This window comes from Pseudomonas sp. R3-18-08, assembly GCF_003852065.1.
Classification (GTDB): Bacteria; Pseudomonadota; Gammaproteobacteria; order Pseudomonadales; family Pseudomonadaceae; genus Aquipseudomonas.
This window is the reverse complement of the sequence record NZ_CP027729.1, coordinates 273,861-300,191: the sequence shown is the minus strand read 5'-3', so window position 1 is coordinate 300,191 and position 26,331 is coordinate 273,861. Positions and strand designations below refer to the sequence as shown.

Below are 26,331 nucleotides of genomic sequence, written 5' to 3'. Positions count from 1 at the left end.
TGCATCGCACCAGATAAGCACCTCACCCCAGGCGTGCTCAGGCTGTCGACCCAACACAACGGCTGGCATACTCCCTGCCTCTTTTTGCTCTCCGGCAGGCCCTGCATGACGCTTAACCATTCGATCGCCAGCAAGCTCGCAGGCTGGGGCCTCCTGGTGGTCCTGGGACTGAACCTGCGGCCCATCCTCAGCTCCATCAGCCCGCTGCTCGGTGAGATTCGCCAAGCCACCGGCCTGAGCTTTCAGAGCAGTGCCTTGCTCACCAGCTTGCCGGTGGTGTGCATGGGGTTGGTGGCGCTGGTGGGCGTGCGGGTAGAAGCACGACTCGGTGAACGGCGCGGTATTGCGCTGGGACTGGTGATGATTCTGCTGGCGTGCCTGGCGCGCTGGCTGATGGGCCAGGCCTCGGCGCTGTTGGTCACGGCATTGCTCGGCGGCGCGGGTGTGGCGCTGATCCAGGCGTTGGTGCCGGCGATGATCAAGCGCGAATTTCAGCACCGCGTGCCGGTGGCGATGGGTGTGTATTCGGCGTCGCTGATGGCCGGTGGAGGGCTGGCGGCGCTGCTCAGCCCGCTGGTAGCCACGTATTTCCAGCAATGGCAGGCGGGCCTGGGCGTATGGCTGTTGCCGGCGTTGGGGGCGTTGTTGCTATGGGCCGGGTTGCCACTGGGCGCCGCCCGAAATACACAGGTCGCCCCGGCCTTCAAAGGCCTGCGCAACCGCCGCGCGTGGCTGCTGGCGCTGTATTTCGGACTGGTCAATTGCGGCTACATGAGCATGGTGGCCTGGCTGCCCGCCTACTATCAGCAACTGGGTTGGGGCGTGCTGCCCAGCGGCTCGTTGCTGGCGTTCATGACCATTTTCCAAGTAATCGCCGCGCTGTTGATGCCGGTACTGGCGCAACGTGGGATCGACCGTCGCCCGCTGCTAGGCATCAGCCTGTTGGCGCAAATCCTCGGCTATCTCGGCCTGATCATCGCGCCCACCGCATTCCCCCACCTGTGGGTGGCCTTGTGCGGGTTCGGCCTGGGTGCGTGCTTCGCCCTGAGCCTGCTGCTGACCCTCGACCATCACCGCGACCCACGCCAGGCCGGGCAACTGGCGGCCTTCGTACAAGGCGTGGGCTTTTTGATCAACGCGATTTCGCCGTGGTTGACCGGCTGGCTGCGCGAACTCACCGGCCACTTCATCAGCGCCTGGGTCGTGCTCACGGTAACGGCGGTGGCGATGCTGCTGGTGACGCGGGTGTTCAGCCCGGCCACCTACCGCACCGGGCTAGAAGTCGTAGCGCCCGGTCACGCCTAGGGTACGCGGCGTGCCCAGCAGGCCTTCGTAACCGCCGTTGCCGCCGGTCCACAGGGTGGTGTAGTAGGTTTTGTCGAAGGCGTTTTTCAGCCACAACGACACATCCCACTGGCCTTGCTCGTAGTTGCCGCGTAGGCCAGTGGAGAGGTTGACCAGCGCATAGGCGGGGATCTGCCCGTAGTCGGAATCTTCCACCGTGCCCACCGCCTTGGAGCGGAAGGCATAACTGGCGGTGACGTAGGGTTCAAAGCCGTTATCCAGGTTCCACTTGTACTCGCCGTTGGCATTGGCAATCCATTTCGACGCGCCCACCACCTGGTGCCCGGTCAGGTCGCAGGACGCCGCTGCCCCGGGGCGCAGGCTGACTTCCGGCGGGCATGGCGCGTCCTTGTAAGACAGGTAACTCACGTCGTTGAACGAGCCGTTGATATTCAACGTCAGGCCCTTGATCGGCACCAGGGTGCTTTCCACTTCAACGCCCCGTGAGCGCACGGAGCCGGCGTTGGTGAGGTATTGCACACGGTTGTCCTGGTCGTAGGCGTTGGTCTGGTAGCCATTGACCTGGGTCCAGAACAGGTTGGCATTGAGCTGCAGGCGTCGATCCCACAACGTGCTCTTGAAACCCAACTCGGCATTGTTGGCGCGCTCGGTGCCGATCAGCAGCGAGTCGGCCCCGGCCGTCGGCGCCGAGCCCACCGCCAGGTTGACGCCACCGGACTTCTCGCCGTGGGACAGCGTCGCGTAGCCCAGCAGGTTGTCGTTGAAGTGATAACTGAGGTTGAGCAGCCCCGACGGCGTGGCGCTGTATTGCGTCAGGTCACCCGAGTCATACGCCCCGGCGCGCCCGCGCCGCGCCGTGGCAGCCGCGCCGCCGAGCGGGGCATTGCGTGTCACCCAGGCACTTTTTTCTTCGTAGGTGCCGCGCAGGCCGGCGGTGAAATCCAGGCGTTCAGTCAGGTGCCAGGTGCCTTGGGCGAACAGCGCAAAGCTGTCGGTGCGGATGTGCCCGTTGCCGACGCTGCTCACATTATTCAACGCGCCGGTCGGCGTGCCGTTCCAGATGTCGGCCCTCGGGCCGTAATAGGCGAAGGCTTGGTTATCCAGGTCTGAGCCGAAGTAATAGGCGCCGAGCACGTAGTCGAAGAACCCGCCCTGGGGTGAAGCCAGGCGAAATTCCTGGGACCACTGTTTGTCTTCCACCGATACGCCGGCGTTATACGAGGCCGGCACGTTAAGCCCGTCATCGTTGCGCGGGGTGAAATTCCACCAGCGATAGGCGCTGACCGACGTCAGGGTGAAATCGCTCGGCAAGGTCCAGTTGGCCTCCAGCGACGTTCCGCCCTGGAACACCGTGACGTGCTGGTCATTGTCCAGATTGACCTTGCGGTGGGTGCCGTCGACCAGCGTCGCGCCCGCTGCGTTGGCCCTGGACTGGTAGAGGTTGGTGCCGTTGATGGTCGGCCCGGTGCTGTAGAGCACGCGGGTACCGGCGCTGGAATCCTCCTCGTTGTAGTCACCGATCCAGCGCAGGTTGAACGCCTCATTGGGCTTGTACAGCAGTTGCCCGCGAAAGCCCTGGCGCGAACCGCCATTGAGGTCATGCCCGTCATGTTCGTTCTTAATGTCGCCGTCGCTGCGCGTGCGATAGGCCGAAAAGCGCCCGGCCAGTTCATCGCTCAGCGGGCCGGAAATCGTGCCCTTGGTCTGGAAATAGCCGTCCTCGCCCAACGAGGTTTCGATGCTGCGCTCCGGGGTGAAACTCGGCGCACGCGTGCTGATATTGATCACCCCCGCCGTGGTGTTCTTGCCGAACAACGTACCTTGCGGGCCGCGCAGTACCTCGAGCTGTTCGATGTCCATGAGGTCGAACACCGCCATGCCGGGGCGGCCGAGGTACACGTTATCGATATACAACCCCACGCTGCCTTCCAGGCCGTCGCTGGCCGGGTTGTTGCCCAGGCCGCGAATCGACACGCTGGACTGGCGCGCATGCATATAGGCGACGTTTACGCTGGGCACCAGTTGCTGCAAATCCTGAATCCGGTACACCCGCTGGCTCTCCAACGCCTGGCCGCCGACCACGCTCATGGGCGTCGGTACCGCCTGGGCGCTTTCGGTGCGCCGGCGTGCGGTGACCGTGACGGTTTCCAGCTGACCACTGGCGCTTTCGCCCGCAGGCGCAGGCTCAGCCGCGTGGCTGGGCGTCCAACCGGCACTGCCCGCGAGCAACAGGGCCAAGGGCAGGCGCTTGAGCGTCCAGGGAGAGCAAGGTACAGCGGGCGTGAACAGACTCATGAGCGGCTCCGGAACCCAGGAATATTCAATCTCTGATATTCCCTTAGGTTATTTATTTATGTTTTTACGAACATTTACTGCATAAGAGATAGCCTTTATAAGGAGTCGACCTAATGCATAGCCAATGCATTTCCCGGATATTTTTGATGTGAAAAATGCATATCGACCTGCGCCAGCTTCGCCACTTCATCGCCCTCGCCGAACAACGCAGTTTTGTCGCGGCGGCGTTGACGGTGAACCTGTCGCAATCGGCCTTCAGCCGCAGCATCCAGGCCCTGGAACACAGCGCCGGCTGCCAGTTGGTGGACCGCGGGCGCAAAGACCTGGCGCCGACCAAACAAGGCCAGGTGCTGCTCGAACATGCCCGGCGCCTGGTCAGCGGCGCGCAGCAATTGGCTAACGAAATCAGCCAATTCAATGGCCTCGAGGCGGGCGAACTGCGCTTCGGTTGCGGCCCGGCCCCGGCGGGCGGCTTGATCCCCCGCGCCATCGGCAGTTTTATCGGGCGCTACCCCAAGGCCCGCGTGCAGTTCCAGGTGGACGACTGGGACAGCCTGAGCAAACGCCTGCTCAGCGAAGAGTTCGAATTCTTCGTCGCCGACACCCGCCATTTCGAGGCCAACCCCGACTATCACACCCATCGCCTGCGCGCGCGCCGCTGGTATTTCTGCTGCCGCGTCGGCCACCCCCTCGCCGCCCGCGACAGCGTCAGCGCCGCCGAACTGATGAGCTATCCGCTGGCCGTGACCATCCGCCCACCGAACCTGCGCAAAGTCATCGTCGACCTGAGCGGCCGACCGGATTACCTGCCCAATGTCGAATGCGAAAACGGCTACAGCCTGCTGGGCGTGGTGCTGCGCTCGGACGCCATCGGCATCGTCAGCGCCAACAGCGACGTGCTGCAGATGGCCCGCGGCGAATTGGTGTGCCTGGCGATCGACGGCCTGGATGAAAACCTGGAGGAGCGTTACACCCGCTACGGCATCGTCAGCCGCGCGGGGTATCGGTTGTCACCGCTGGCGGAGGCGATGATTGAGCAGATCAAGCAGATAGATGAGTTGGATGAAGATATTTGCACGCTGGAAAATGTCGCTGTGTGAACCGACGCCATCGGGGCAAGCCCCATGCATTCACTGCATGAAACCCAGACCCCAAATGCACTTGCCAGCGCCCATCCGAACGGCGAAAACCGTCACCTGTCCTCCGTTCGGTGAAGCCTCATGTCCAAACCCCAACCCGTGCGCAATGTGCTGTACATCATGTGCGACCAACTGCGCCGCGATTACCTGTCGTGCTATGGCCATGCGCACTTGCACACGCCAAATATCGACCGCCTCGCCGCTGCCGGCGTGCGTTTCAGCCGCGCCTACACCCAAGGCACCATTTGTGGCCCGTCGCGGATGTCGGCCTACACCGGGCGTTATGTCAGCAGCCACCAGGTGGCGTGGAATGCCGTGCCGCTGCCCCTGGACGAGCTGACCATCGGCGACTATCTGCGCCCCCACGGCATCCGTACTGCGCTGGTGGGCAAGACCCACGCCACGCCGAATCTGGATGCGCTGCTACGCGTGAACATCGACCCTGAAAGCGCCCAGGCCGAGCCGCTGAATGAAGTGGGCTTCGACACCTATTTTCGTCACGACGGCATCTACCCCGACAGCCCGCTGTTCGAGGATAAACGCGAGTCCGCGCCCTACACGCATTACCTGCGCGAGCGAGGCTACGGCGGCAGCAACCCTTGGCATGAATGGGCCAATGCCGCACAAGGCGAAAACGGCGAAGTGCTCAGCGGCTGGCATATGCGCAACGCCGGTTTGCCGGCACGGGTCGCCGAGCAGCATTCGGAAACCGTCTACACCACCGACCGCGCCATCGACTTCATCCAGGAACAGGCCGAGCAACCCTGGTGCCTGCACCTGTCCTATATCAAGCCGCACTGGCCCTATATCGCACCGGCGCCGTACCACGCGTTGTACGCCGCCGAGCATGTGCAGGCGCCGATTCAACCGGAGCAGACCAGCGATCACCCGGTGTACCAGGCATTCCGTCAGCATCAGGAGAGCGTGAATTTCTCTCGCGACGAGGTGCGGCTCACAGTGGTTCCGACCTACATGGGGCTGATCAAACAGATCGACGACCAGCTCGGGCGGCTGTTCGACTTCCTGCAAAGCAACGGGCGCTGGGATGACACGCTGATCGTGTTCACCAGCGACCACGGCGACTTCCTCGGCGACCACTTCCTCGGTGAAAAGGAATTTCTGCTGGAGCCTGCGGTGGGCATTCCCTTGATTGTGCGCGACCCGCGCGCGAGTGCCGATAGCAGCCGCGGCTCGGTGGACGCGCGCCTGATAGAGACCATCGATGCGCTGCCGACCTTCCTCGACGCCCTGGGCCTGCCCGCCGCCGATCACCGCCTGGAAGGTCGTTCGCTGATCCCGCTGCTGCATGGTCAGCCGACCCCTTGGCGCCAGTATGCGATTGCCGAATACGACTACGCCTTCCAGGCCCCGGCCCGCGAGCGCCTGGGCCGGCCGATCGACCGTTGCCGCATGACCATGGTGCGCAGCGAGCGCTGGAAATACCTGGCGTACGACGGCTTTCGCGCGCAGCTGTTCGACCTGGAAAACGACCCGCAAGAAGTGCACGACCTGGGCGCCGATCCGGCCTATGCGGATGTGCGCGAGACACACGTGGGTTATCTGTTCGAGTGGCTGCGTGGGTTGAAGCGGCGCACGACCATCAGCCACACGGAGATTGAAGTGCGTGGCCAATGGTTTCGCTATGGGGAGCCAGAGGCGGAGAAGGTGGTGCAGATTGGGGTCTGGTAAGGCCTATGATCGTTCCCACGCTCCGCGTGGGAATGCAGCCCGTGACGCTCTGCGTCACCTGTGCGCGGTAGCGGGACGCGGAGCGTCCCAGGAGGCATTCCCACGCGGAGCGTGGGAACGATCATCTGTGTGAATTTAAAGGCCTTTGGTGGTCTGGCTGCGTTGGCCCTGCACCCCCACCGGCACATCGCCCTTGAGTGTCACCCGGCGCACGATGCGTTCCTGGGTGCCGTAGTCATCCACCGCGTAATGCTGGGTGGCGCGGTTGTCCCAGATGGCTACGTCGCCGCTGTTCCAGCGCCAGCGCACGGTGTTTTCCAAGCGGGTGACGTGGCTTTGCAGCAGGTTGAACAGTTGCGTCGAGTCGGCCTGGGAGTAGCCTTTCAGGCGTTTGACAAAATGCCCCAGCAGCAGGGTTTTCTCGCCGCTGACCGGATGCACGCGCACCACCGGGTGCTCGGTTTCATACACCGTCGAGGTGAACACTTTGCGGTACTCCTCAAGCTTCTCCACCGCCACATCCGGCTTGCGCGCGGCGTAGTCGTATTCGTTGCTGTGAATGGCCCAGAGGTTGTCCGCCAGGGCGCGCAGTTCGACGCTGAGGTCGTTGTAGGCGGCCGCCGTGTTGGCCCAGACGGTGTCGCCGCCGGAGGCTGGCGCCAGCACTGAACGCAGGATCGAGGCTTTCGGGTAGGCGTCGACGAAGGTCACGTCGGTGTGCCACGAGTTGGCGCGCTGGCCGCGGGTGCCGTCCAGCTCCATCAGAAAGCGCGTGCCGTCGCGTACCGGCACAGTCGGGTGCGCAATCGGCTCGCCGAGCAGATGGGCGAAGGCTTCCTGGCTCTGGTCATCGAGGTGCGTTTGCTCGCGAAAGAAGATCACCTTGTACTGCACCAGCGCTTGCTGGATGGCTTCGACCGTGGCGGCATCGAGGTGACCGGACAGTGTGATGCCACGAATCTCGGCACCGATGCGGCCGGCAACCGGATGAATCTCCAGTGCCTGGGCGATGGGTTGAACAGCTAATGCGGCGTTGCTCATTGTAGTGACCCTCATGTGCCTGCGGATGGTGGAACGCTCGCCGACAACGCTCTATTCATATGCCTTTTAGATCTAGCAATTGAACCAATGCTTCGTTGACGGAATAAGAGCTTGCATTTAAAACCTCAGCTGCGTCGCTCGCAAATGCCTTCGACCTATTTTTCAAATGCCGGGAATGCATATGGATCTTCGTCAGCTGCGCTACTTCATCGCCCTCAACGAACACCGCAGTTTTGTGCGTGCGGCGGACGCCATGGGCATCACGCAACCGGCGTTCAGCCGCAGTATCCAGGGGCTGGAACAGGAGTTCGGCTGCGTGCTGGTGGACCGTGGCCACAAGGACTTGCGCCCGACACCGGAAGGCCAGGTGGTGCTGCAACACGCCCTTACCCTGGTGCATGGCGCCGCCTTGCTGAGCAGTGAAGTCACGCGCATGACCAAGCTTGATGCCGGCGACCTGCGCTTCGGCTGCGGCCCGGCGCCGGCGGTGAAGCTGGTGCCGGATGCGGTGGCGCGTTTTATCGGCGCGCACCCGAAAATCCGCACCAGTTTCCAAGTGGATAACTGGGAAAAGCTCAGCCGTGCATTGAGCCGTGAGGAGATCGAATTCTTCATTGCCGACATCCGTCAATTCGAAGCCGACCCGAACTTCCAGACCCGTGCGCTGACGCCCAAGCGCGGCGTGTTTTTCTGCCGCCCGGGGCATCCGCTGCTGGCCAAGGACAGCCTGTCGACCAACGACATGTTCGACTACCCGCTGGCCGCGCCGCTGATCTCCCAGGGCATTCGCAAACTGCTGGCGAACCTGAGCGGGCGCATGGACTTTTCACCGAGCATCCAGACCGAACACTTCCCGGCGCTGGTAAAGATTGTGCTGCAGTCCAATGCCATCGGCGTGGGCACCGAAGAAGCGTTCGCCGAGGACATCGCCCGAGGTGCGCTGGTGCTGCTGCACTGGCGCAACCTGCCGCAGAGCCTGGAGACCTTGAGTGCGCGGTGCGGGGTTGTCAGCCGTACCGGGTCACGCTTGTCGCCGGCGGCCAAGGCGATGATTGAGACGTTGGTGGAAGTTGATCGGCAGGAGGTGAGTGTGGCGGTTTGAAGGGCCTCATCGGGGCATAGATATCTACACAACTTTGGCGTAGCCCTGAACCTGTGGCGAGGGAGCTTGCTCCCGTGGCGACCTGGCGGCCTATAGCTATCTGACTGATGCCGCGCGATCCAAATGTGGGAGGGGGCTTGCTCCCGATGGCGGCCTGACAGCCGACCAGGATGCTGGATCAGGGCGAGTACATATCCGTTGCTGCGGTAACGGCTGCTATGGGTTCCGCCCTTACGGCGTCTCACTTTTGAAAAGCGCAAAAGTAAGCAAAACGCTCTTGCCCCACCACTCGGCACCTCGCTTAGGCTCGGTGTGCCCGTAATCCGACAGCGATTTGGGGGGCCGCAGCCACGCGCCATCCATGGCGCGGGGCGGCTAAACCGGCATCCCTGCCGGTTTACCCCCCAAATCACTGTCGAATTCCGGCCAGCGTGGTTTAACGGGGCGCTTAAGATCAAGAGCAAGATCAAGAGCGGCTCGCTTCGCATCGTGGTTACTGTTGGCTGCTACAAAGTTGTGTAGATACCTATGCTCATCGGGGGCAAGCCCCCTCCCACATTTGAACTGCGAATACATTCAAAGTGTGGGAGGGGGCTTGCCCCCGATAGCTATTGCCCAGGCACCACTCAGCTCAAAGCCCCGCCGCCACCAACCCAGGCGCTACCCAGTCACTCACCTGAAACGACCGGCGAATCAGCTTTTCCCTGGACGCCAAGTCCACTGCATCCTGCAATTTGCCAAGGAACACCGGATCAAGCGTTGCCGGGAAAATCGCACTGAGCTGCTGGTCTTTCAAATCATTGGTCAGGATCACCGGCGGATAACTGGCCAGCCCCGACACCAGTTCGATGTAGGCCTGCTTGTTGTTGTCATCGGTCAACCATTGCACCGCCTGCTGCTGGGCCTTGAGCAGCTTGGCCACGGCGTCGGGATGCTCATCGACAAACTGTTTGCTGCCCACCAGCACCGCCTGGATGCTGCCGGCACCGCCGAGGTCCTTGGTGGTCAGGCCGATTTCGGCCAGCCCCTTGGCTTGCAGCGCGGTCAGGTTCGAGCCGCCCCAGGTCGCGTCGATCTGCTTGGCGGCCAGCGCCGCACCGGCCGCGTTGAAATCCAGGTTGATGACTTTCAGGTCTTTCTCATTCAAGCCCTGGCTGGCCAGTGCGCTGTCGAACGACAACTGGCTGGCCGTGCCGCGAAACACCGCGACGCGCTTGCCCTTGAGGTCTTGCAGGGTCTTGATGCCCGAGCCCGGTACCACGCCGAGGTACTGCTTGATGTCCCGTGCCGTTGCACTGAGCAAGCGGGTCTGCAGGCCATTGGAGCGGCCGATGATGGCCGCTAGGTCGCCCAGGTAGGCGAGGTCCACCTGGCCGTTGGCAAAGGCTTCGTTAATCACCGGGCCCGCGCCCTTGAAGTAATTCCACTGAATCGTGATGCCTTGGTCGGCGAAGGCCCTTTCGAAGATCTGCTGTTGGCGCAACACATCGGTGATGCCGCCACCGCTGTGTTGGGTGCCAGCGCTGAGGTCAGGCACGGCAATGCGGATTTCCTTGAGTTCGGCGGCATGCACCAGCCCCGCCAATGCGGTGCCCGCGAACAGCGTGATCAGACGTTTGAAGGGCAGTTTCATAAGCGCAGCTCCTGGTGGGCGACGGTCGCCGGGGAGCTGAAAGTAGGCACAGGCTGCTGAAAACTTTAAATACTATAAATTCACTATTTTATAGCTTTTAGCACTATGCGAGCCAAACCGCAGGCTCCAGCGACCTATGCACAAACAGCATCGAAAATATTCTTCGAATGCATTGGATGCGTGCCGGGCGCAGGCTTTAAATGACTTCTCTTATCCCACAATCATCTTGATTACGTTTTTATAAGATCGAAATCACATAACGAAAGGGAAGTCCTCAATGGCCCGGAGCGCACGATTGAGCCCGCCTCTGACAACGCCCATCCTGCGCTGGCCGTCGCTCAGCCACTGGCTGCTGCCGCTGTCGTTGTTCGCCCTGTGGTGGCTGGCCAGCCGCAATCAGTGGATGAGCGAGCAGATCCTGCCGCCGCCTTCATTGGTGTGGAGCAGCGCAGTGGAACTGGCGGGCGGCGAGTTGTGGAGCCATTTGGCGATCAGCCTGCAGCGCTTGTGCTGGGGCTTGCTGGCGGGCATCAGCGCCGGGGCCTTGCTCGGCGCCTGGCTGGGCTTCAGCGCGCGTGCCGAGCGCCTGGTATTTCCGACATTCAGCGCGCTGTCGCAGGTGCCGACCCTGGCGTGGATCCCACTGTTCATGGTGTTTTTCGGCATCGGCGAGACGTTGAAACTGGTGGTGCTGGTCAAAGCCATCGTGGTGCCGGTCACCCTGCATACCCTGGTCGGCGTGCGCGACGCCCAACCGCAGTTGCGTGAGGCTGCGCAGGTGCTGCGCCTGCCCACCCCTCTGCTGATCCGCCGGCTGATCCTGCCCGCCGCCCTGCCGGCGTTCATGGCTGGCGTGCGCCTGGCCCTGGCGGCCGGTTGGACGTCGCTGCTGGCGGTGGAATTGCTCGCCTCCAGCGAAGGCATCGGCTACCTGATGGTGTGGGCGCGCCAGTTATTCATGCTCGATGTCGTCTTTGTGTGCATCGTGGTCATCGGCGTGCTGGGCGTGGCGATGGACCGTGGCATCGGCTGGCTGGATCGGCGCTGGGTGCACTGGCCGCACCCGGCCACGGCGCAGATCCGTCGCGGCCCGCGTTACCACGGCTGGCAACGCCTGCAGCCGTGGCTGCTGCCGCTGTTGTTGCTCGCGCTGTGGCAGGTGGCGACGCAACAGGGCTGGGTCGACGCGAATATCCTGGTGAGCCCCTGGACGGTGCTGCACACCACCGCCTCGGGTGTCGCGGACGGCACGCTGTCGGGGGCGCTGGGCAAAAGTCTGGGGCGCACCTTGGGCGGCTTGATCCTGGGCGGCAGCCTGGGGTTTGCCGTGGGCTTGTGGCTGGGCTTGTCACCGCGCAGTGAGCGGGTACTCGGCCCTACCCTCGCCGCGTTGCGCCAGATCGCTATCTTCGCTTGGGTACCACTGCTTACGGCGTGGTTTGGCCTGGGGGAATTGGCCAAGTGGGTGTTTATCGGCCTGGCGGCGTTTTTCCCCTTGTTTGTCGCCACCCAGCGCAGCGTGTTGAACCTGTCACCGCAACTGAGCGAAGCCGCCCAAGTGCTGCGCCTGGACCTGCCCCAACGGCTGCGCCGCCTGATCTTGCCCGGCGCGGCAGCGGGAATTTTCGCCGGCCTGCGCCTGAGCCTGATCTACGCCTGGCTGGGCACCATCGGCGCGGAATACTTCATGCCGTCCAACGGCGGTATCGGCAGCCTGATGATCGGCGCCCAACAGCTGCTGCGCATGGACTTGATCATGAGCGGCATGCTGCTGGTCGGCCTCACCGGCGCCACCCTCAACCTTGTCGGCCAACGCCTTGAAACCCGCGCCACCCGCTGGAGACACGCATGAACGCACCGATTGTCAGCTTCAACCATGTGGGCAAGTCTTTCGATGTGGACGGCTTCGAATTGGAGGCCATCCGCGAGTTCAACCTGCAGATCGCCGAGGGCGAATTCGTTGCGATTGTCGGCTCCAGCGGTTGCGGCAAATCCACGCTGCTGCGCTTGCTGGTGGGGCTGGATACGCAGTTTCGCGGCGAGATACAGGTGGACGGTAAGCCGGTGAACGGCATCGGTGGCGAACGCGGCATTGTGTTCCAGGAACACCGCCTGTTTCCGTGGCTGACGGTGGCGCAGAACATCGGCCTGGGCCTGATCAACGAGCCCTTGAGCGAGGCCGAGCACAGCCGGCGCATCAGCGACTTTATCGAACTGGTGGGCCTGACTGATTTCACCCGCGCCTATCCTCACCAATTGTCCGGCGGCATGGCGCAACGGGTGGCGATCGCTCGCGGCTTGGTCGCCAGCCCACGAATTCTGCTATTGGACGAGCCGTTCGGCGCACTGGATGCGCTGACCCGCCAGCAAATGCAGGACGAACTGCTGGCGATCCGCGCCCGCGCCAGCATCACTACGGTGCTGGTGACTCACGACGTGGAGGAAGCGATTTTCCTGGCCGACCGGGTGGTGGTGATGGAGCCACGACCGGGACGGATCAAGCAGGTGGTCGAGATTGCCCTGCCCCATCCACGCCAGCGCAGCAGCTTTGAATTCCACCAGTTGCGCGAAGAGCTGCTGCATGAATTGACCAGCGACGATCACTACCAGCCGCCGGCGCGCGAACAGATCCGCGACCTGCCGTTGGCGTTCATCGCTTGCTGAACGACAGTTCGCTGCGCGGCTGCTCCTGGCGCTCAAGCCGATTGGCCCGCGCAAAGGTGCCCAAATCATTGAAGCGCACACCCATCTCGGCCATGACCTTGTGCGCCACCTTGGCGGTCATCTGGCGAATATAGAACGGCTCCTTCACCACAAAATGGTGGATGCCGTGGGTGCTGCCGAAATTGAAACAGAACGCCTGCAGCGGCCACATCCACCAGGGGTTGAGCACCTGGGTCTGCTGGATCACATTGCCCAGCTCCACGTCGCCGTAGTAATGCATGTTGGAGCTGACAAAGTGCAGGCAGAAGGTGCGCAGCACGTTGGGGCCGATGATCACCACGGCGGCGATGTCGATCACCTGCATCATCTGCAGCGTCCCGGCTGACCACTCGATGGGCGCGCCCATCAGGCTGGCGATGCCATTGGCGGCATGAAAACCCAGGAACACGTACCACGCGCCCCAATGCAACAGCGCCAGCGGTGCGTACACCAGCACCACGCGCTTGAGAATGCTGAACCGGTGCGGCCAGGTCTTGGCGCGCAGCAGGCGGATCAACGCCGACATCATGTTGTCGCCGACCATCAGCAAACGCGCGATGCCCCAGGGCTCGCCGTTGGTGATCGCGCGCTCTTCCATATCGGCCTCGGTGCCGGAGACCTTGTGATGATTGAGGTGCAGGTGCCGGCGAATCCACGGGTTGATGGTGCTCGGCCGCGCCAGCCAGACCAGGCCCATCATCAGGTTGTGCGGCACGCGCTGCTTGCGAAAGTACATGCTGTGGATCAGGTCATGTTCCAGCTCATGGGTGAGTGAGGCGAAGAAGGCATTGAGCAGCAGGCACACCCACCAGGCCATCTGGCCGCTGATATAGAGCGCCGCCGAACCCAGCATGCCGACCAGCGCAAACGCCAGGATGCCCGCGCCCAGGGCGTCCTGATGCAGCAGCCAGGGGTGGCGTTGGCGCAGTCGCACGCCCTCGGCCAGCACCACCTCACGGATATGCGCCGAACGCTGTTGCGCGTTCATCTGCTGGGGACTTGCACAAGTACCGTCCATGCTTCCATTCTCTAGTGGAGTGATGCCTGCATCCTGCACCCAACCCTGGCGCAGGGCGCTAGCTCCGCACGCCAACCTGTTGACCGCAAGCGCCAATCGCCATGACCGAACCCACCTCCCTCGCCAGTTGGACCCGCGCCCTGCGCAAGCAACTCGACGCCCTGAGCCTCGACAGCGCCGCGCTCTGCCGCGAGGCCGGGCTCGACCCGCTGTTGATGGACGACCCGAATGCGCGCTACCCGTTGTCGGCCACCACGCGCCTGTGGGAACTGGCGGTGCAGGCCAGTGGCGATCCGGCGATTGGCTTGCGGGTGTCGAGATTTGTCAGCCCCACCACCTTTCATGCGTTGGGGTATGCGCTGGTGGCCAGCGGCAGCCTGCGCGAGGTGTTCGAGCGTATCGTGCGCTATCACCAGGTGGTCAGTGATGCCCTGAGCCTGGAGCTGAGCCGTCACGGTGACGGCTACCGTTTCCGCCTGCTGCAACCCGAAGGCAGCCCGGCGCCGGCGCTGGAAGCGATCGATGCGTTTGCGGCGATCTATGTGCGCACCTGCCGCAATCGCCTGGGGCGTGACTACGCACCGCTGGCGGTGTACCTGCGGCGCCCGGAACCGGCCGACCCTGCGCCCTGGCACACGGTGTTTCGCTCACCGGTGTTCTTCGGCGCCGAGGAAGACCGCCTGGAGTTCGCCGCCCGCGACTTCGACAGCCACCTGGACGACGCCAACCCGGAGTTGGCCGAACACAATGAAACCGTGCTCAAGCGCACCCTGGCCCAACTGCAACCGCTGACCTGGGAACGCAAGGTGCGCGCCGCCATCGAGGCGCAACTGCCCGACGGCGAACCCAGCGCGGAGCGGATCGCCCAGGCGCTGCATTTGAGCCTGCGCAGCCTGCAGCGGCACCTGGCGGATGAAGGCTGCCGGTTTGATGCGCTGCTCAATGAGTGTCGGCAGAACCTGGCGCTGTTGCACCTGCGCGATCCGCAGTGTTCATTGGCCGAGATCAGTCATTTGCTTGGGTTTGCCGATACCAGCAGCTTCAATCGGGCGTTCAAGCGCTGGACGGGGATGACGCCGGGGCAGTTCAGGGATGGGTTGCGGTAGGCAGATGTGCAGTGGCTTTGAGGGCCTCATCGGGGGCAAGCCCCCTCCCACATTGGGTCTGTGAATACATTCAAGTGTGGGAGGGGGCTTGCCCCCGATAGCGATTGCCCAGGCCATCACCGCCCTCGGTCACGCCGCAGCACCTTCCTCACCCGCGCCACCAATGCCTTGGCATCAAACGGCTTGAGCAAGTAGTCGTCTTCATGCAATTCCAACCCGCGCAAACGATCTTCGATGCCATCGGGCGTGGTCAGAAACAGCACGGGCGTTTCGCCGCGTTGGCGAATCGCCTGCTGCAACTTCCAGGCATTCAGGCCCGGCAGCATCACGTCCAGGATCACCAGGTCGTACACGGTGCTTTCCACAAACCGTTGCGCGGCCATGCCGTTGGCCGCGACTTCCACGGTAAAACCGGCCTCGCTCAAGCCCTGGGCCATCCGTTGCGCCAATTGCGGCTGGTCTTCCACTAACAACACGTGCATGCCTTACCTCTGGGTTTGATTACAAACCTGTCATCAAATTGTGCGGCTTTTGTCCACCTCCACTGGCTACCGTGACGGCCTGCCTTCTGGAGCGTTCACCATGTATCGCACTGCTTTATTCCTGAGCCTCGCCGTGGCGACTGCCGCTCAGGCAACGCCACAACTGCCACGCTACGCCACGCTTGATTTACACACCGCGCGCCAATTGGCCGATGCCAGCCTGGCGCACTGCAACGCCGCGCTGACCGTGCTCGACCGCGGCGGCAACCTGTTGCTGGCCCTGCGCGCCGACGGCGTCGGCCCGCACAACAGCCTCGCCAGCCAGCGCAAGGCGTACACGGCGTTGTCGACCAAAACCCCAACCCGGCTGTTCGCCGAGCGTGCGCGCAACAACCCCGAGGCCGCCAACCTTAACAGCTTGCCCGAATTGCTGTTGCTCGGCGGTGGCGTGCCGCTGTTTGCCGAGAGCGAACTGGTCGGCGCGCTGGGCATCGCCGGTGCCGGCGGCGCGCCGCAGGATGAAGCCTGCGCCGTACAGACGGCCGAGCAACTGGGCTTGAAAATCACCCCTTGATTCCACTCCTGTCAACAAGGACTTCTCGATGAAAACCCTAAGCATGACCCTCGCCGCCCTCAGCCTGAGCGGCCTGTGCAATCTGGCCCTGGCCGACGGCAACCCGCTGAGCGTGCATGTGCTCAACCTGGAAAATGGCCTGCCGAGCGCCGGCGTCAACGTCACCCTGGAAGAACATGTGGGCGACCAATGGCAGACGCTGTCCCAAGGCGTGACCAACCAACAAGGGCGCATCGCCGAACTGTTCCCGGCTGACCGCAAAATGAAGCCGGGCGAGTACCGCGTGGTGTTCAAGACCGGCGACTATTACAAGAAAGCCAACCGCGAAACCTTCTTCCCCGAAGTGCCGGTGATTTTCCAGGTCAAGCAGGCTGACCAGCACTACCACATCCCGCTGTTGCTCAGCCCTTACGGCTTCTCCACCTATCGCGGTTCATAGGCGCGCCTGCTCGACTTCACCCTGGCCTTGCGCGATCATCATCAGCAGCCGCTGGCAGCCGACTGACAGGGCATGATCAAACATCCTACAAGAGGAATAACAATGAAAAGCCTCGTCGACCACCTCAGTCAATACGCCGCCTACCACCGCGACCCGCGCAATATCACCAGTCATTTCATCGGCATTCCGTTGATTGTGGTGGCGGTCGCCGTGCTGCTGTCACGCCCCGAATGGCCGGTGGGCGGGCTGTGGCTATCGCCGGCGGTGTTGCTGGCGCTGTTTTCGGCGTGGTTCTACCTACGCCTGGAGCTGGCGCTGGGTGGGTTGATGACGGTGCTGATGGGTTTGTCGGTGTGGGCCGGGCACGTACTGGCGGCGCAGAGCACGGCAGTGTGGCTGGGCAGCGGCGTGGGCCTGTTTGTGCTGGGCTGGGTGATCCAGTTTGTCGGGCATTACTACGAAGGCCGCAAGCCGGCGTTTGTGGACGACGTGTCGGGGCTGATCGTGGGGCCGTTGTTTGTGGTGGCGGAGTTGGCGTTTCTGGTGGGCTTGCGGCAGGACCTGAAACAACAGATTGAAACGCGCTCGGGGCCGGTGGCGCGCCGCGATCTCAAGCCAAGCGAGGTCTGAATGTGGGAGGGGGCTTGCTCCCGATGGCGGTGTCTCAGTCACAGATGCTCTGACTGATCCACTGCTATCGGGGGCAAGCCCCCTCCCACATTTGGTCCCGGTTTCAGATTTGGTTTTGCGGTGAGCTCAGGCTTTTTGCCAGACCTTGGGTTTGAAGAACAGGGTCTCGCCACGGGCCAGGCCGGTGAGGCTGTCGTGGTCTTTGACCACTTCGGCTTCGATCAACTCGGGTTGGCCTTCGACCTTCAAGGTCACCCGCGTGGTCGCGCCCAGCGGCCGAATATCGCGCACCTCAGCCGCATGGTGATCCTCCAGTTCATGCCGCGACAGTGACACCTCATGGGGGCGGAACAGCAGGTGTTTATCCTCGCCCAGGTGCAGGCGGTTCGAGTCACCCAGGAAGTGGTACACAAAATCGCTGGCCGGGTTTTCATACACCTCGCCCGGTGAGCCGATCTGCTCGATCACGCCCTTGTTCATCACCACGATACGGTCGGCAACTTCCATGGCCTCCTCCTGGTCATGGGTCACGAACACCGAGGTCAGGTTGATATCCTCGTGCAAGCGCGCCAGCCAGCGGCGCAGCTCCTTGCGCACCTTGGCATCGAGGGCACCGAAGGGTTCGTCCAGCAGCAGCACTTTAGGCTCTACCGCCAGGGCGCGGGCCAGGGCGATACGTTGGCGCTGGCCGCCGGAGAGTTGTTCCGGATAGCGATCCGACAGCCAATCGAGCTGCACCATGTTCAGCAGGTCGTGAACCTTGGTCGCGATCTGGCTTTCGCTCGGGCGCTGGTTTTTCGGCTTCATGCGCAGGCCGAAGGCGACGTTGTCGAACACGGTCATGTGGCGGAACAGCGCATAGTGCTGGAACACAAAGCCCACGTTGCGATCACGCACATCGTGGCCGGAGACGTCCTCGCCGTGGAACACGATGCTGCCGGCATCCGGGGTTTCGAGACCTGCGATGATGCGCAGCAAGGTGGTCTTGCCGCAGCCGGACGGGCCCAGCAAGGCCACCAGCTCGCCACTCTGGATATCCAGGTTGATGCTGTCCAGGGCCTTGAAGGCATTGAAGTTCTTGCTGACATTACGGACTTCGATCGACATGACTTATTCCTCACCGGCGCTGTTGCACAGGCGGTTGATTCGGTTCTCGCTCCACTGCTTGAGCAGCAGGATGAAGAGCGCCAGGATCAGCAACAGGCTGGCCACCGCGAAGGCGGCGACGTGGTTGTATTCGTTGTAGAGAATCTCGACGTGCAGCGGCAGGGTGTTGGTCACGCCACGAATATGGCCGGACACCACCGACACCGCGCCGAACTCACCCATGGCCCGCGCGGTACACAGCACCACGCCGTAGATCAGGCCCCACTTGATGTTCGGCACGGTGACATGCCAGAACATCTGCCAGCCGTTGGCACCGAGCAGGCGCGCGGCTTCTTCTTCCTGGGTGCCCTGCTCCTGCATCAACGGGATCAGCTCGCGGGCCACGAACGGCACGGTGACGAAGATGGTCGCCAGCACGATGCCGGGCAAGGCGAACACGATCTGGATGTCATGGTCCTGCAACCACGGTCCGAAGAAGCCCTGGGCGCCGAACATCAGCACGTACACCAGGCCTGCGATCACGGGCGAGACCGAGAACGGCAGGTCGATCAGCGTTACCAATATGCTTTTGCCACGGAAAGAATACTTGCTCACGCACCACGCGGCGCTGACACCAAACACCAGGTTGAGCGGCACCGAAATCACCACGGCGATTACCGTGAGTTTCAGCGCCGACAGCGCGTCAGGTTCAAGGATCGCAGTGAAGAACGCGCCGAGGCCATTCTTCAAGCCTTGGGACACCACGATCAACAGCGGCAGCAGCAAAAACAGCGCGAACACCAGCCAGCCGAGGCCGATCAGGATGCGTCGCGAGGTGGCGCTGCCGCGCCGGGCGGCGTTGGCCGAGGACGCGGCGGAGATAGACGATTGGGACATGTTCCGCGCCTCCTTATGGACGTTCGATGCGCCGCTGCAACAAGTTGATCAGCAGCAGCAAGACAAAGGAAACCACCAGCATCAGCACACCGATTGAGGTGGCACCGCGGTAGTCGTACTGGTCAAGCTTGACCATGATCAGCAACGGCAGAATCTCGGTTTTCATCGGCATGTTGCCGGCGATGAAAATCACCGAACCGTACTCGCCGACGCCGCGGGCGAAGGCCAATGCAAAACCGGTCAGCCAGGCCGGCAACAGCGCCGGCACGAGGATGTGACGGAACACTTGCAGCGGCTTGGCGCCCAGGCAGGCGGCGGCCTCTTCGACTTCCCGGGGGATATCGGCGAGTACCGGCTGCACCGTGCGCACCACGAAGGGCAAGGTAACGAAGGTCAGCGCCAGGGTGATGCCCAGCGGGGTATAGGCGATCTTGAAGCCCAGGTCGGCGGCGAACTGGCCAACCAGCCCGTTAGGCGCGTACAGCGCGGTCAACGCGATACCGGCCACAGCCGTGGGCAAGGCGAACGGCAGATCGATCATCGCATCGATGATCTTGCGTCCGGGGAAGGTGTAGCGCACCAGCACCCAGGCCAGCAGGGTGCCGATCACGCCATTGATCAGCGCGGCGTACAATGCGGTGCTGAAGCTCAGTTTCAACGCTGCCAGCACGCGGGGTGCGGAGATGATGTTCCAGAACTGATCCCAGGTGAGTTGGGCGGCGTGTACAAACATCGCCGCCAGCGGGATGAGCACGATCAGGCTGAGGTACACGACGGTGTAGCCCAGCGTCAGCCCGAAGCCGGGTATGACGGGGGAGATACGACGCGACATAAGAGTCCTTGGTTAGCGGAACGGATATGCAAAACCCGCAAATGAATGCGGGCTCTCCTGACCCCTGTAGGAGCGAGCTTGCTCGCGAAGATCGTCAACGATAACGCGGGCGGTCTGTTTGCACGCGGTGCCTTGAAGTTTTTCGCGAGCAAGCTCGCTCCTACAGGGATCGGTGTTGTTATTGCGCCGTGTAGATCTGGTCGAACACGCCACCGTCGTTGAAGAATTTCGGTTGGGCAGTTTTCCAGCCGCCGAAGTCTTTGTCGATGGTCACCAAGTCCAGTTTCGGGAACTGCTGGGCGTATTTGGCGGCGACTTTCTCATCGCGTGGGCGGTAGAAGTTCTTCGCCGCAATCTCCTGGCCAGCCGGGCTGTACAGGTGCTTGAGGTATTCGGTGGCGATCTCGGTATTGCCCTTTTTCTCGGCGTTCTTGTCCACCACGGCCACTGGTGGCTCGGCGAGGATCGACAGGGACGGCACGACGATGTCGAACTTGTCGGCGCCGCCGTCTTCTTTCAGCGCCAGGAACGCTTCGTTTTCCCACGCCAGCAGCACGTCGCCCTGGCCGTTGTTGACGAAAGTGATGGTGGAACCGCGCGCGCCGGTGTCGAGGATCGGCACATGCTTGAACAGCTCCTTGACGTATTCCTGAGCCTTGGCTTCGCTGCCGCCGGTCTTCAGGCCGTAGGCCCAGGCCGCGAGGAAGTTCCAGCGCGCACCGCCGGAGGTTTTCGGGTTGGGTGTGATCACCGAAACGTCTTTCTTGACCAGGTCGCCCCAGTCCTTGATGCCCTTGGGGTTGCCCTTGCGTACCAGGAACACGATGGTCGAGGTGTACGGGGTGCTGGCATCCGGCAGGCGGGTCTGCCAGTTTTCCGGCAGGGTCTTGCCCAGCTTGGCGATTTCGTCGATGTCGCCCGCCAGGGCCAGGGTCACCACGTCGGCGCGCAGGCCGTCGATCACCGCGCGGCCCTGCTTGCCCGAACCACCGTGGGATTGCTGGATCTTCACGTTGTCGCCCGGGTGGGACTGTTTCCAGAAGCTGGTGAACTCAGCGTTGTAGTCCTGGTACAGCTCACGGGTCGGGTCGTACGAGACGTTGAGCAACTCGTAATCCTTGGCAACGGCGGAACCGGCAAACACGGCACTGGCCAATGCGGCCAGGGCGTAACGGCGAATCGACGACATAGAAGCTCCTGAAATTCTTATGTTGGCGCAACCCTGTAGGAGCGAGCTTGCTCGCGAAAAACCCAGGAGCACCGCGTTAAACCTGATGCGCTGCGTTATCGTTGGCGTTTTTCGCGAGCAAGCTCGCTCCTACTGGTGGCTTATTCTTAGGCGGGTTTGTTACCCGGGTTCTGCAGACGGAATTTTTCCTTGCGTTCGATCTGTACCACTTGAGCGTTGTGTACGGTGATTTCCACCGCGCCAAACCGCAGATCGCGCAAGGCGCTCTGGATCTCACGCAAAATGGCTGCTTCGTCCTGGCCGTCGACGCTACGTAGAGATGCGCTCATGGTCTCGCTCCTGAAATGAATAGTGCCTGGCAGTGGCGGCACTGCTTGCGGCGTGAGGGCGATAGTAGATAAGCGCGGATATTCTTAAAAATACTATTTAAGAATGTTTATATAACAAAAAAGAATTTTCTGGCGGGGCGTGGAGTTGCGCGCAGGTTTTGCGTTCAACCACTGAAATTAAGCCGTAATGCAATCCAATGTGGGAGGGGGGCTTGCCCCCGATGGCGGTGGGTCAGCCAAGCCTCACCAAGCTGATACACCGCCATCGGGGGCAAGCCCCCTCCCACAGTTTGATCGCATTTCAATTAAGGACCGGGGCTCGGTGCCAGTCGATATCGGCCGCCGGCATCGGCTTGCCAAACCAATACCCCTGGCCCATGTCGCACTCCTGGTCCAGCAGGAAGCGCGCCTGCTCCACTTGCTCGATCCCCTCGGCATGCACCTGCATGCCCATGCTTTTGGCCAGGGCGATGACCACGCGCACGATGGCGGCGTCGTCTTCGTCCCAGGGCAAACCGGCGACAAAGCCTTGGTCGATCTTGAGTTTCTGCACCGGCAGGCGCTTGAGGCGCAACAACGAGGAATAGCCGGTGCCGAAGTCGTCGATGGCCAGGCGCAAGCCCAGCTCGCGCAGGCGGTGCAGTTGTTCAAGGGCGACTTCCGGATCATCCATCACCGCGCTTTCGGTGACTTCCAGCTCCAGGAAGGCCGGGTCCAGGCCGGTGTCGTGGAGCACCTGGCCGACCTGCTCGTAGAGTTCACGCCGGGCAAACAGGCGGCTGGAGACGTTGATCGCGATAAACCCCAACGGCGCGCCGTCCGCCAACCATAGGCACATCTGGCGGCAGGCCTGGTCCATCACCCAGGCATCGATGTCGGCGATCAACCCGGTGCGCTCGGCGATGGGGATAAATTCAGCCGGCGGCACCAGGCCACGCTCCGGGTGCTGCCAGCGCACCAGCGCTTCCACGCCAATCAAACGGCTGTCCTGCAGGTCGTGCACGGGCTGGTAATAGACGCGCAGTTCCTGCCGGTCGAGGGCGCGGCGCAATTCGCTGGCGATTTCCACACGACTCTGCGCGTGAGCCGTCAGTTCCTCGGTGTACAAGGCGTAGCTTTCACGGCCCGCGTTCTTGGCCTTGAACAAGGCCGAGTCAGCGTTGCGCAACAATTGCTCGGCGCTCAGCGCATCGCTGGGGAACAAGCTGATACCGATGCTGGCGCTGATAAACAGCTGGTTGCCGTCAAAAACAAACGGCTCCTTCATGGCGTCGAGCATGCGCTGGGCCATGGCCGCAGCCTGCATCACCTGTGGACAACTTTCCGCCAGCACGGCGAACTCGTCGCCCCCCAGGCGCGCCAGGGTCACCCCAGGCCCGAACAGCCCCTTGAGACGGTCGGCCACCAGCTTGAGCAGTTGATCGCCAACATTGTGGCCCAGGCTGTCATTGATGATCTTGAAGTGATCCAGGTCCATCAACAGCAACGCACAGCCGCGCTTGTGCACGCGTGCCGAGGCCAACGCCTGCTCGGCGCGGTCGGTGAACAGCAGGCGGTTGGGCAGGCCGGTCAGCGGGTCGTGGTGGGCCAGGTGCGCCAGCTCGTGTTCGGAGTCCTTGATGGCGCTGATATCCGAGAACACGGCGACGTAGTGGCTGATGTGGCCCTGGTCATCACGGATGACGCGGATGGTTTGCCACTGAGGGTAAATTTCTCCGCTTTTGCGTCGATTCCAGATTTCGCCGCTCCATTCGCCGCTGCGCTCGAGGACCTGGAACATCTGTTGATAAAAATTCGACGAATGGCGCCCGGACTTGAACAGGCTGGGAGGCCGGCCCATGACGTCTTCGCGGCGGTATCCGGTGATCTCGATGAACGCCCGATTAACGTGCACGATCAGGCCCTGAGCGTCGGTGACCAGCACGCCTTCGCGGGTGCAATCAAACACCGCAGCGGCCTGTTGCAGGCGTTCACGGTTTTCTTTCAGGGGTTGTTGCAACGCGTGGGCACGGGCAAAACGCGCGCTCATCAGATAAATAGCCAGCGCGCTCAGGCCTACCCAGACATAGCCGCGCAGTTGCAGCCAATGCGCCAAGGCCCGTGGATCATCGATAAAGCTGATTAATAGATGGTGGCTAAGCTGGAGCCATAGAATGGAAATCAGCAGGTATACCAGCCCCGCACGTAGGGCTCCTCGGTATGAAAACAACATATGCTCAGTAATCCTTACCAAAAAAACACAATCGCCCTACGAAGGCTGAGGATTATAGAATAAGAAACATCCAGTCACTTCTATCTGAAAGGGCGGCTGGTTTTCTCTGTAGGCTTAGTGATAATGCGTGAGCTGTTCTTTACTTTATCTGAGGGCCATACAGCCTATGTGGTACAACGGTTTTCTTGACCTGTCAGCCTGGCAACTGGTGGCAGTCACGTTGTTGATGACCCATGTGACCATTATCGGGGTCACCGTCTATCTGCACCGTTATTCGGCCCATCGCTCGCTCGAGCTCAATGCTGGCCTGAAACACTTCTTCCGCTTCTGGCTGTGGTTGACCACGGCGCAGAACACCCGTGAGTGGACCGCCATCCACCGCAAGCATCACGCCAAATGCGAAACCGTCGATGACCCGCACAGCCCGGTGATCAAGGGCCTATCCACCGTGCTGCGCAAAGGTGCCGAGCTGTACCGCGCCGAGGCGGAAAACCCCGAGACCCTGCGCATCTACGGCAAGAACTGCCCGGACGACTGGATCGAACGCAACCTCTACACGCGCTACCCGCTGCTGGGCGTGGCGATCATGGGTGTCCTCGACGTGCTGTTGTTCGGCACCATCGGCATCACCATCTGGGCGATCCAGATGATGTGGATCCCGTTCTGGGCCGCCGGCGTCATCAACGGCCTGGGCCATGCCGTGGGCTATCGCAATTTCGAATGCCGCGACGCGGCGACCAACCTGGTGCCGTGGGGCATCATCGTCGGTGGCGAAGAGCTGCACAACAACCACCACACCTACCCCAATTCGGCCAAGTTGTCGGTGAAGAAGTGGGAATTCGACCTGGGCTGGGCCTGGATCAAGGTGTTCAGCTTCCTGCGCCTGGCCAAGGTGCAGCGCGTCGCGCCGATCGCCCACCGTGTCGAAGGCAAGGGCCACCTGGACATGGACACCGCGATGGCGATCCTCAACAACCGCTTCCAGATCATGGCCCAATACCGCAAATTGGTGATCGGCCCGCTGGTCAAGCAGGAGCTGGAGAAAGTCGATCATTCGGTGCGCCACCAGTTTCACCGCGCCAAGCGCCTGCTGTCGCGGGAAACCAGCCTGCTGAGCGATCGCCACCACGTGCGCATCCAGAGCATGCTGGAACACAGCCATGCGCTGAGCGTGATCTACGAGAAGCGCCTGGCGCTGCAGCAAATCTGGCTCAAGACCAGTTCCAACGGCCACGACATGCTGGCTGCGATCAAGGAATGGGTGCACGAAGCCGAGGCCAGCGGCATTCAATCTCTGCGCGATTTCGCTCACCAATTGAAGACCTATTCACTGCGTCCCGCAGCGGTCTGACGGTACTGCGGGAGGGCTCTCCCTCCCGCACACTGGCTTTTTGGCGCCATTTTCCGGGCACCGCCAATCCACCACGATCACGGAACTTCACCGCAATTCCCCTCTCTCAAAGAACACTTCGCCATCATGGTGACCCCTTGTAGTGACCGCTGTTCCATCCTGCGGCGCGCCCAGAGAGAGTTGTTCCGATGGTTCACGAAAAGCCCTGCCCGACTGACCTGTCCACCGCCCAGCCACCGCGTCCGGCGGCCGCGTCGACCCTGCTGGCGCTGATGCATGCCCAGGGTGAGGTCGAACGGCTGAGTGAGCGTGAGCAGCTGCTCAGCTCGCTGCTGGTGAGTGTGAATGCGGTGCTGTGGGCCATCGATTGGGAAACGCGTCGCGTGCTCTACGTCAGCCCGGCCTACGAACGGATATTCGGCCGCAGCGCCGGTTTGCTGTTGGCCGATCACCGGGAATGGCGCAACAGCATCCACCCCGAAGACCTCGACTACGCCGAACACAGCCTGGCCCGCGTGCTGGAACAGGGCGCCGTGGAAGACCGCGAATACCGCATCGTCACGGTCGACGGGCAGATCCGCTGGCTCAGCGACAAATGCTATATCAATCAGCAGGCCGAGCCGGGCAAGCCGATGATCGTCGTGGGCATGGCCGAGGACATCACCGAAAAGAAGCAGTTGGAGCTGGAACTGCATCGCCTGGCCACCACCGACGTGCTGACCCAGAGCAGCAACCGCCGGCACTTCTTCGAACTCGCCAACCAGGCCTTTGACAACGCCTGTATGCAGGGCACGCCGCTGGCGTTCCTGTTGCTGGACATCGACGACTTCAAAGACATCAACGACAGTTATGGCCACCTCGAGGGTGACCAGGTGCTGCGGCGCATCGCCGAAAGTGGCCGAGGCGTGTTACGCCGTGGCGACCTGTTCGGCCGCATCGGTGGCGAAGAATTCGCCGCCATACTGCCCGGCTGCGCCCCGGACATGGCCTTGCAGGTAGCCGAGCGGCTGGGCAAGGAAATCCAGGCGCTGAGTTTCAGCGTTGAAGGCCACGCGTTTACAGTGACCGTCAGCCAGGGCCTGACCAGCCTGCGCGAAGACGACTCGACCCTGGACAGCCTGTTCGGCCGCGCCGATGCGGCGATGTATGAGGCAAAACGTCAGGGTAAAAATCGGGTGATCGCGGGTTAGCGCTGATCAAATACAGGAGCGGGGCTACCGTCGAAAGATTGCAGGCCCGCGCTACATCTGACGCCAGTCTCACCACAACGATCTACCAC

Annotated in this window: 23 protein-coding genes and 1 pseudogene; 13 read left to right on the top strand and 11 right to left on the bottom strand. The window is 62.2% G+C overall.

What is annotated here, in order from left to right; all coding sequences use genetic code 11:
- The first annotated feature begins 105 nt into the window (after positions 1-105).
- Entirely contained in the window at positions 106-1,305 is a 1,200-nt protein-coding gene (locus C4J92_RS01255) for a CynX/NimT family MFS transporter (protein WP_124402704.1), read from the top strand.
- Here C4J92_RS01255 and C4J92_RS01250 read toward each other — a convergent pair.
- Complete coding sequence (locus C4J92_RS01250) at positions 1,276-3,600, bottom strand: TonB-dependent receptor (RefSeq protein WP_124402703.1); 2,325 nt, start codon at positions 3,598-3,600, stop codon at positions 1,276-1,278. The genes C4J92_RS01255 and C4J92_RS01250 overlap by 30 nt on opposite strands.
- Before the next feature lie 155 nt (positions 3,601-3,755).
- Here C4J92_RS01250 and C4J92_RS01245 point away from each other — a divergent pair, with 155 nt between their 5' ends.
- The gene (locus C4J92_RS01245; RefSeq protein WP_124402702.1) at positions 3,756-4,700 is read left to right on the top strand and encodes a LysR family transcriptional regulator; all 945 of its coding nucleotides are present in this window, start codon (positions 3,756-3,758) and stop codon (positions 4,698-4,700) included.
- Between the two features lie 120 nt (positions 4,701-4,820).
- On the top strand, positions 4,821-6,428 hold the full coding sequence (locus C4J92_RS01240) for an alkaline phosphatase family protein (RefSeq protein ID WP_124402701.1): 1,608 nt from the start codon (positions 4,821-4,823) through the stop codon (positions 6,426-6,428).
- Positions 6,429-6,563: 135 nt separating this feature from the next.
- Here C4J92_RS01240 and C4J92_RS01230 read toward each other — a convergent pair whose 3' ends face one another.
- Entirely contained in the window at positions 6,564-7,469 is a 906-nt protein-coding gene (locus C4J92_RS01230; protein WP_124365392.1) for a TauD/TfdA family dioxygenase, read from the bottom strand.
- 181 nt (positions 7,470-7,650) lie between these two features.
- Between C4J92_RS01230 and C4J92_RS01225 the strand changes: the two genes are divergently transcribed.
- Positions 7,651-8,571 (top strand): LysR family transcriptional regulator, encoded by a 921-nt coding sequence (locus tag C4J92_RS01225; RefSeq protein WP_124365391.1) that lies wholly within the window; start codon positions 7,651-7,653, stop codon positions 8,569-8,571.
- A gap of 631 nt (positions 8,572-9,202) precedes the next feature.
- Here C4J92_RS01225 and C4J92_RS01220 read toward each other — a convergent pair.
- A complete protein-coding gene (locus C4J92_RS01220; protein WP_124402700.1) occupies positions 9,203-10,204 on the bottom strand; it encodes an ABC transporter substrate-binding protein in 1,002 nt (333 codons plus the stop codon).
- A gap of 277 nt (positions 10,205-10,481) precedes the next feature.
- On the opposite strand from C4J92_RS01220, the gene C4J92_RS01215 reads away from it, so the two are divergent.
- Positions 10,482-12,056, top strand: a complete 1,575-nt coding sequence (locus tag C4J92_RS01215) for an ABC transporter permease (RefSeq protein WP_124402699.1) — start codon at positions 10,482-10,484, stop codon at positions 12,054-12,056.
- Positions 12,053-12,868, top strand: coding sequence for an ABC transporter ATP-binding protein (locus C4J92_RS01210; protein WP_124402698.1), 816 nt, complete (start codon positions 12,053-12,055; stop codon positions 12,866-12,868). Before C4J92_RS01215 ends, C4J92_RS01210 begins: the two co-directional genes overlap by 4 nt.
- Here C4J92_RS01210 and C4J92_RS01205 read toward each other — a convergent pair.
- Entirely contained in the window at positions 12,855-13,925 is a 1,071-nt protein-coding gene (locus tag C4J92_RS01205; protein ID WP_124402697.1) for a fatty acid desaturase, read from the bottom strand. The two genes, C4J92_RS01210 and C4J92_RS01205, sit on opposite strands and share 14 nt — an antisense overlap.
- Before the next feature lie 101 nt (positions 13,926-14,026).
- On the opposite strand from C4J92_RS01205, the gene C4J92_RS01200 reads away from it, so the two are divergent.
- Positions 14,027-15,031, top strand: coding sequence for an AraC family transcriptional regulator (locus C4J92_RS01200; RefSeq protein WP_124402696.1), 1,005 nt, complete (start codon positions 14,027-14,029; stop codon positions 15,029-15,031).
- Positions 15,032-15,147: 116 nt separating this feature from the next.
- Here the strand turns inward: C4J92_RS01200 and C4J92_RS01190 are convergent, their stop codons facing one another.
- On the bottom strand, positions 15,148-15,513 hold the full coding sequence (locus tag C4J92_RS01190; RefSeq protein WP_124402694.1) for a response regulator: 366 nt from the start codon (positions 15,511-15,513) through the stop codon (positions 15,148-15,150).
- Positions 15,514-15,613: 100 nt separating this feature from the next.
- On the opposite strand from C4J92_RS01190, the gene C4J92_RS01185 reads away from it, so the two are divergent.
- The 3 genes from C4J92_RS01185 (at position 15,614) to C4J92_RS01175 (ending at position 17,156) form a co-directional block, all read left to right on the top strand.
- Entirely contained in the window at positions 15,614-16,087 is a 474-nt protein-coding gene (locus C4J92_RS01185; RefSeq protein WP_124402693.1) for a heme-binding protein, read from the top strand.
- Between the two features lie 28 nt (positions 16,088-16,115).
- Positions 16,116-16,526 (top strand): hydroxyisourate hydrolase, encoded by a 411-nt coding sequence (gene uraH / locus C4J92_RS01180; protein ID WP_124402692.1) that lies wholly within the window; start codon positions 16,116-16,118, stop codon positions 16,524-16,526.
- A 102-nt stretch (positions 16,527-16,628) separates the two neighbouring features.
- Entirely contained in the window at positions 16,629-17,156 is a 528-nt protein-coding gene (locus tag C4J92_RS01175) for a DUF962 domain-containing protein (RefSeq protein ID WP_124402691.1), read from the top strand.
- 126 nt (positions 17,157-17,282) lie between these two features.
- Here the strand turns inward: C4J92_RS01175 and C4J92_RS01170 are convergent, their stop codons facing one another.
- From C4J92_RS01170 to cysT, 3 genes are read right to left on the bottom strand one after another with little or no spacing between them, the layout of a single operon-like run.
- Positions 17,283-18,263: a sulfate/molybdate ABC transporter ATP-binding protein gene (locus tag C4J92_RS01170; protein ID WP_124369172.1), complete on the bottom strand. Its 981-nt coding sequence runs from the start codon at positions 18,261-18,263 to the stop codon at positions 17,283-17,285.
- A 3-nt stretch (positions 18,264-18,266) separates the two neighbouring features.
- Positions 18,267-19,139 (bottom strand): sulfate ABC transporter permease subunit CysW, encoded by an 873-nt coding sequence (gene cysW / locus C4J92_RS01165; protein ID WP_124402690.1) that lies wholly within the window; start codon positions 19,137-19,139, stop codon positions 18,267-18,269.
- Positions 19,140-19,152: 13 nt separating this feature from the next.
- Positions 19,153-19,971 (bottom strand): sulfate ABC transporter permease subunit CysT, encoded by an 819-nt coding sequence (gene cysT / locus C4J92_RS01160; RefSeq protein WP_065949976.1) that lies wholly within the window; start codon positions 19,969-19,971, stop codon positions 19,153-19,155.
- 45 nt (positions 19,972-20,016) lie between these two features.
- Here cysT and C4J92_RS27090 point away from each other — a divergent pair.
- Positions 20,017-20,154, top strand: a pseudogene (locus tag C4J92_RS27090) (outer membrane lipoprotein carrier protein LolA); the annotation flags it as partial.
- Here C4J92_RS27090 and C4J92_RS01155 read toward each other — a convergent pair.
- From C4J92_RS01155 to dibA, 3 genes are all read right to left on the bottom strand, one after another.
- Positions 20,150-21,160: a sulfate ABC transporter substrate-binding protein gene (locus C4J92_RS01155; protein ID WP_124360743.1), complete on the bottom strand. Its 1,011-nt coding sequence runs from the start codon at positions 21,158-21,160 to the stop codon at positions 20,150-20,152. The pseudogene C4J92_RS27090 and the gene C4J92_RS01155 overlap by 5 nt on opposite strands.
- A gap of 146 nt (positions 21,161-21,306) precedes the next feature.
- Positions 21,307-21,489 (bottom strand): sulfur starvation response protein OscA, encoded by a 183-nt coding sequence (oscA, locus tag C4J92_RS01150; protein ID WP_010565387.1) that lies wholly within the window; start codon positions 21,487-21,489, stop codon positions 21,307-21,309.
- 301 nt (positions 21,490-21,790) lie between these two features.
- Complete coding sequence (gene dibA / locus C4J92_RS01145) at positions 21,791-23,701, bottom strand: phosphodiesterase DibA (RefSeq protein ID WP_124402689.1); 1,911 nt, start codon at positions 23,699-23,701, stop codon at positions 21,791-21,793.
- A 166-nt stretch (positions 23,702-23,867) separates the two neighbouring features.
- Between dibA and desA the strand changes: the two genes are divergently transcribed.
- Positions 23,868-25,052 (top strand): delta-9 fatty acid desaturase DesA, encoded by a 1,185-nt coding sequence (gene desA, locus C4J92_RS01140; protein ID WP_124360741.1) that lies wholly within the window; start codon positions 23,868-23,870, stop codon positions 25,050-25,052.
- 188 nt (positions 25,053-25,240) lie between these two features.
- On the top strand, positions 25,241-26,242 hold the full coding sequence (locus C4J92_RS01135; protein WP_124402688.1) for a sensor domain-containing diguanylate cyclase: 1,002 nt from the start codon (positions 25,241-25,243) through the stop codon (positions 26,240-26,242).
- Positions 26,243-26,331: the final 89 nt, after the last annotated feature.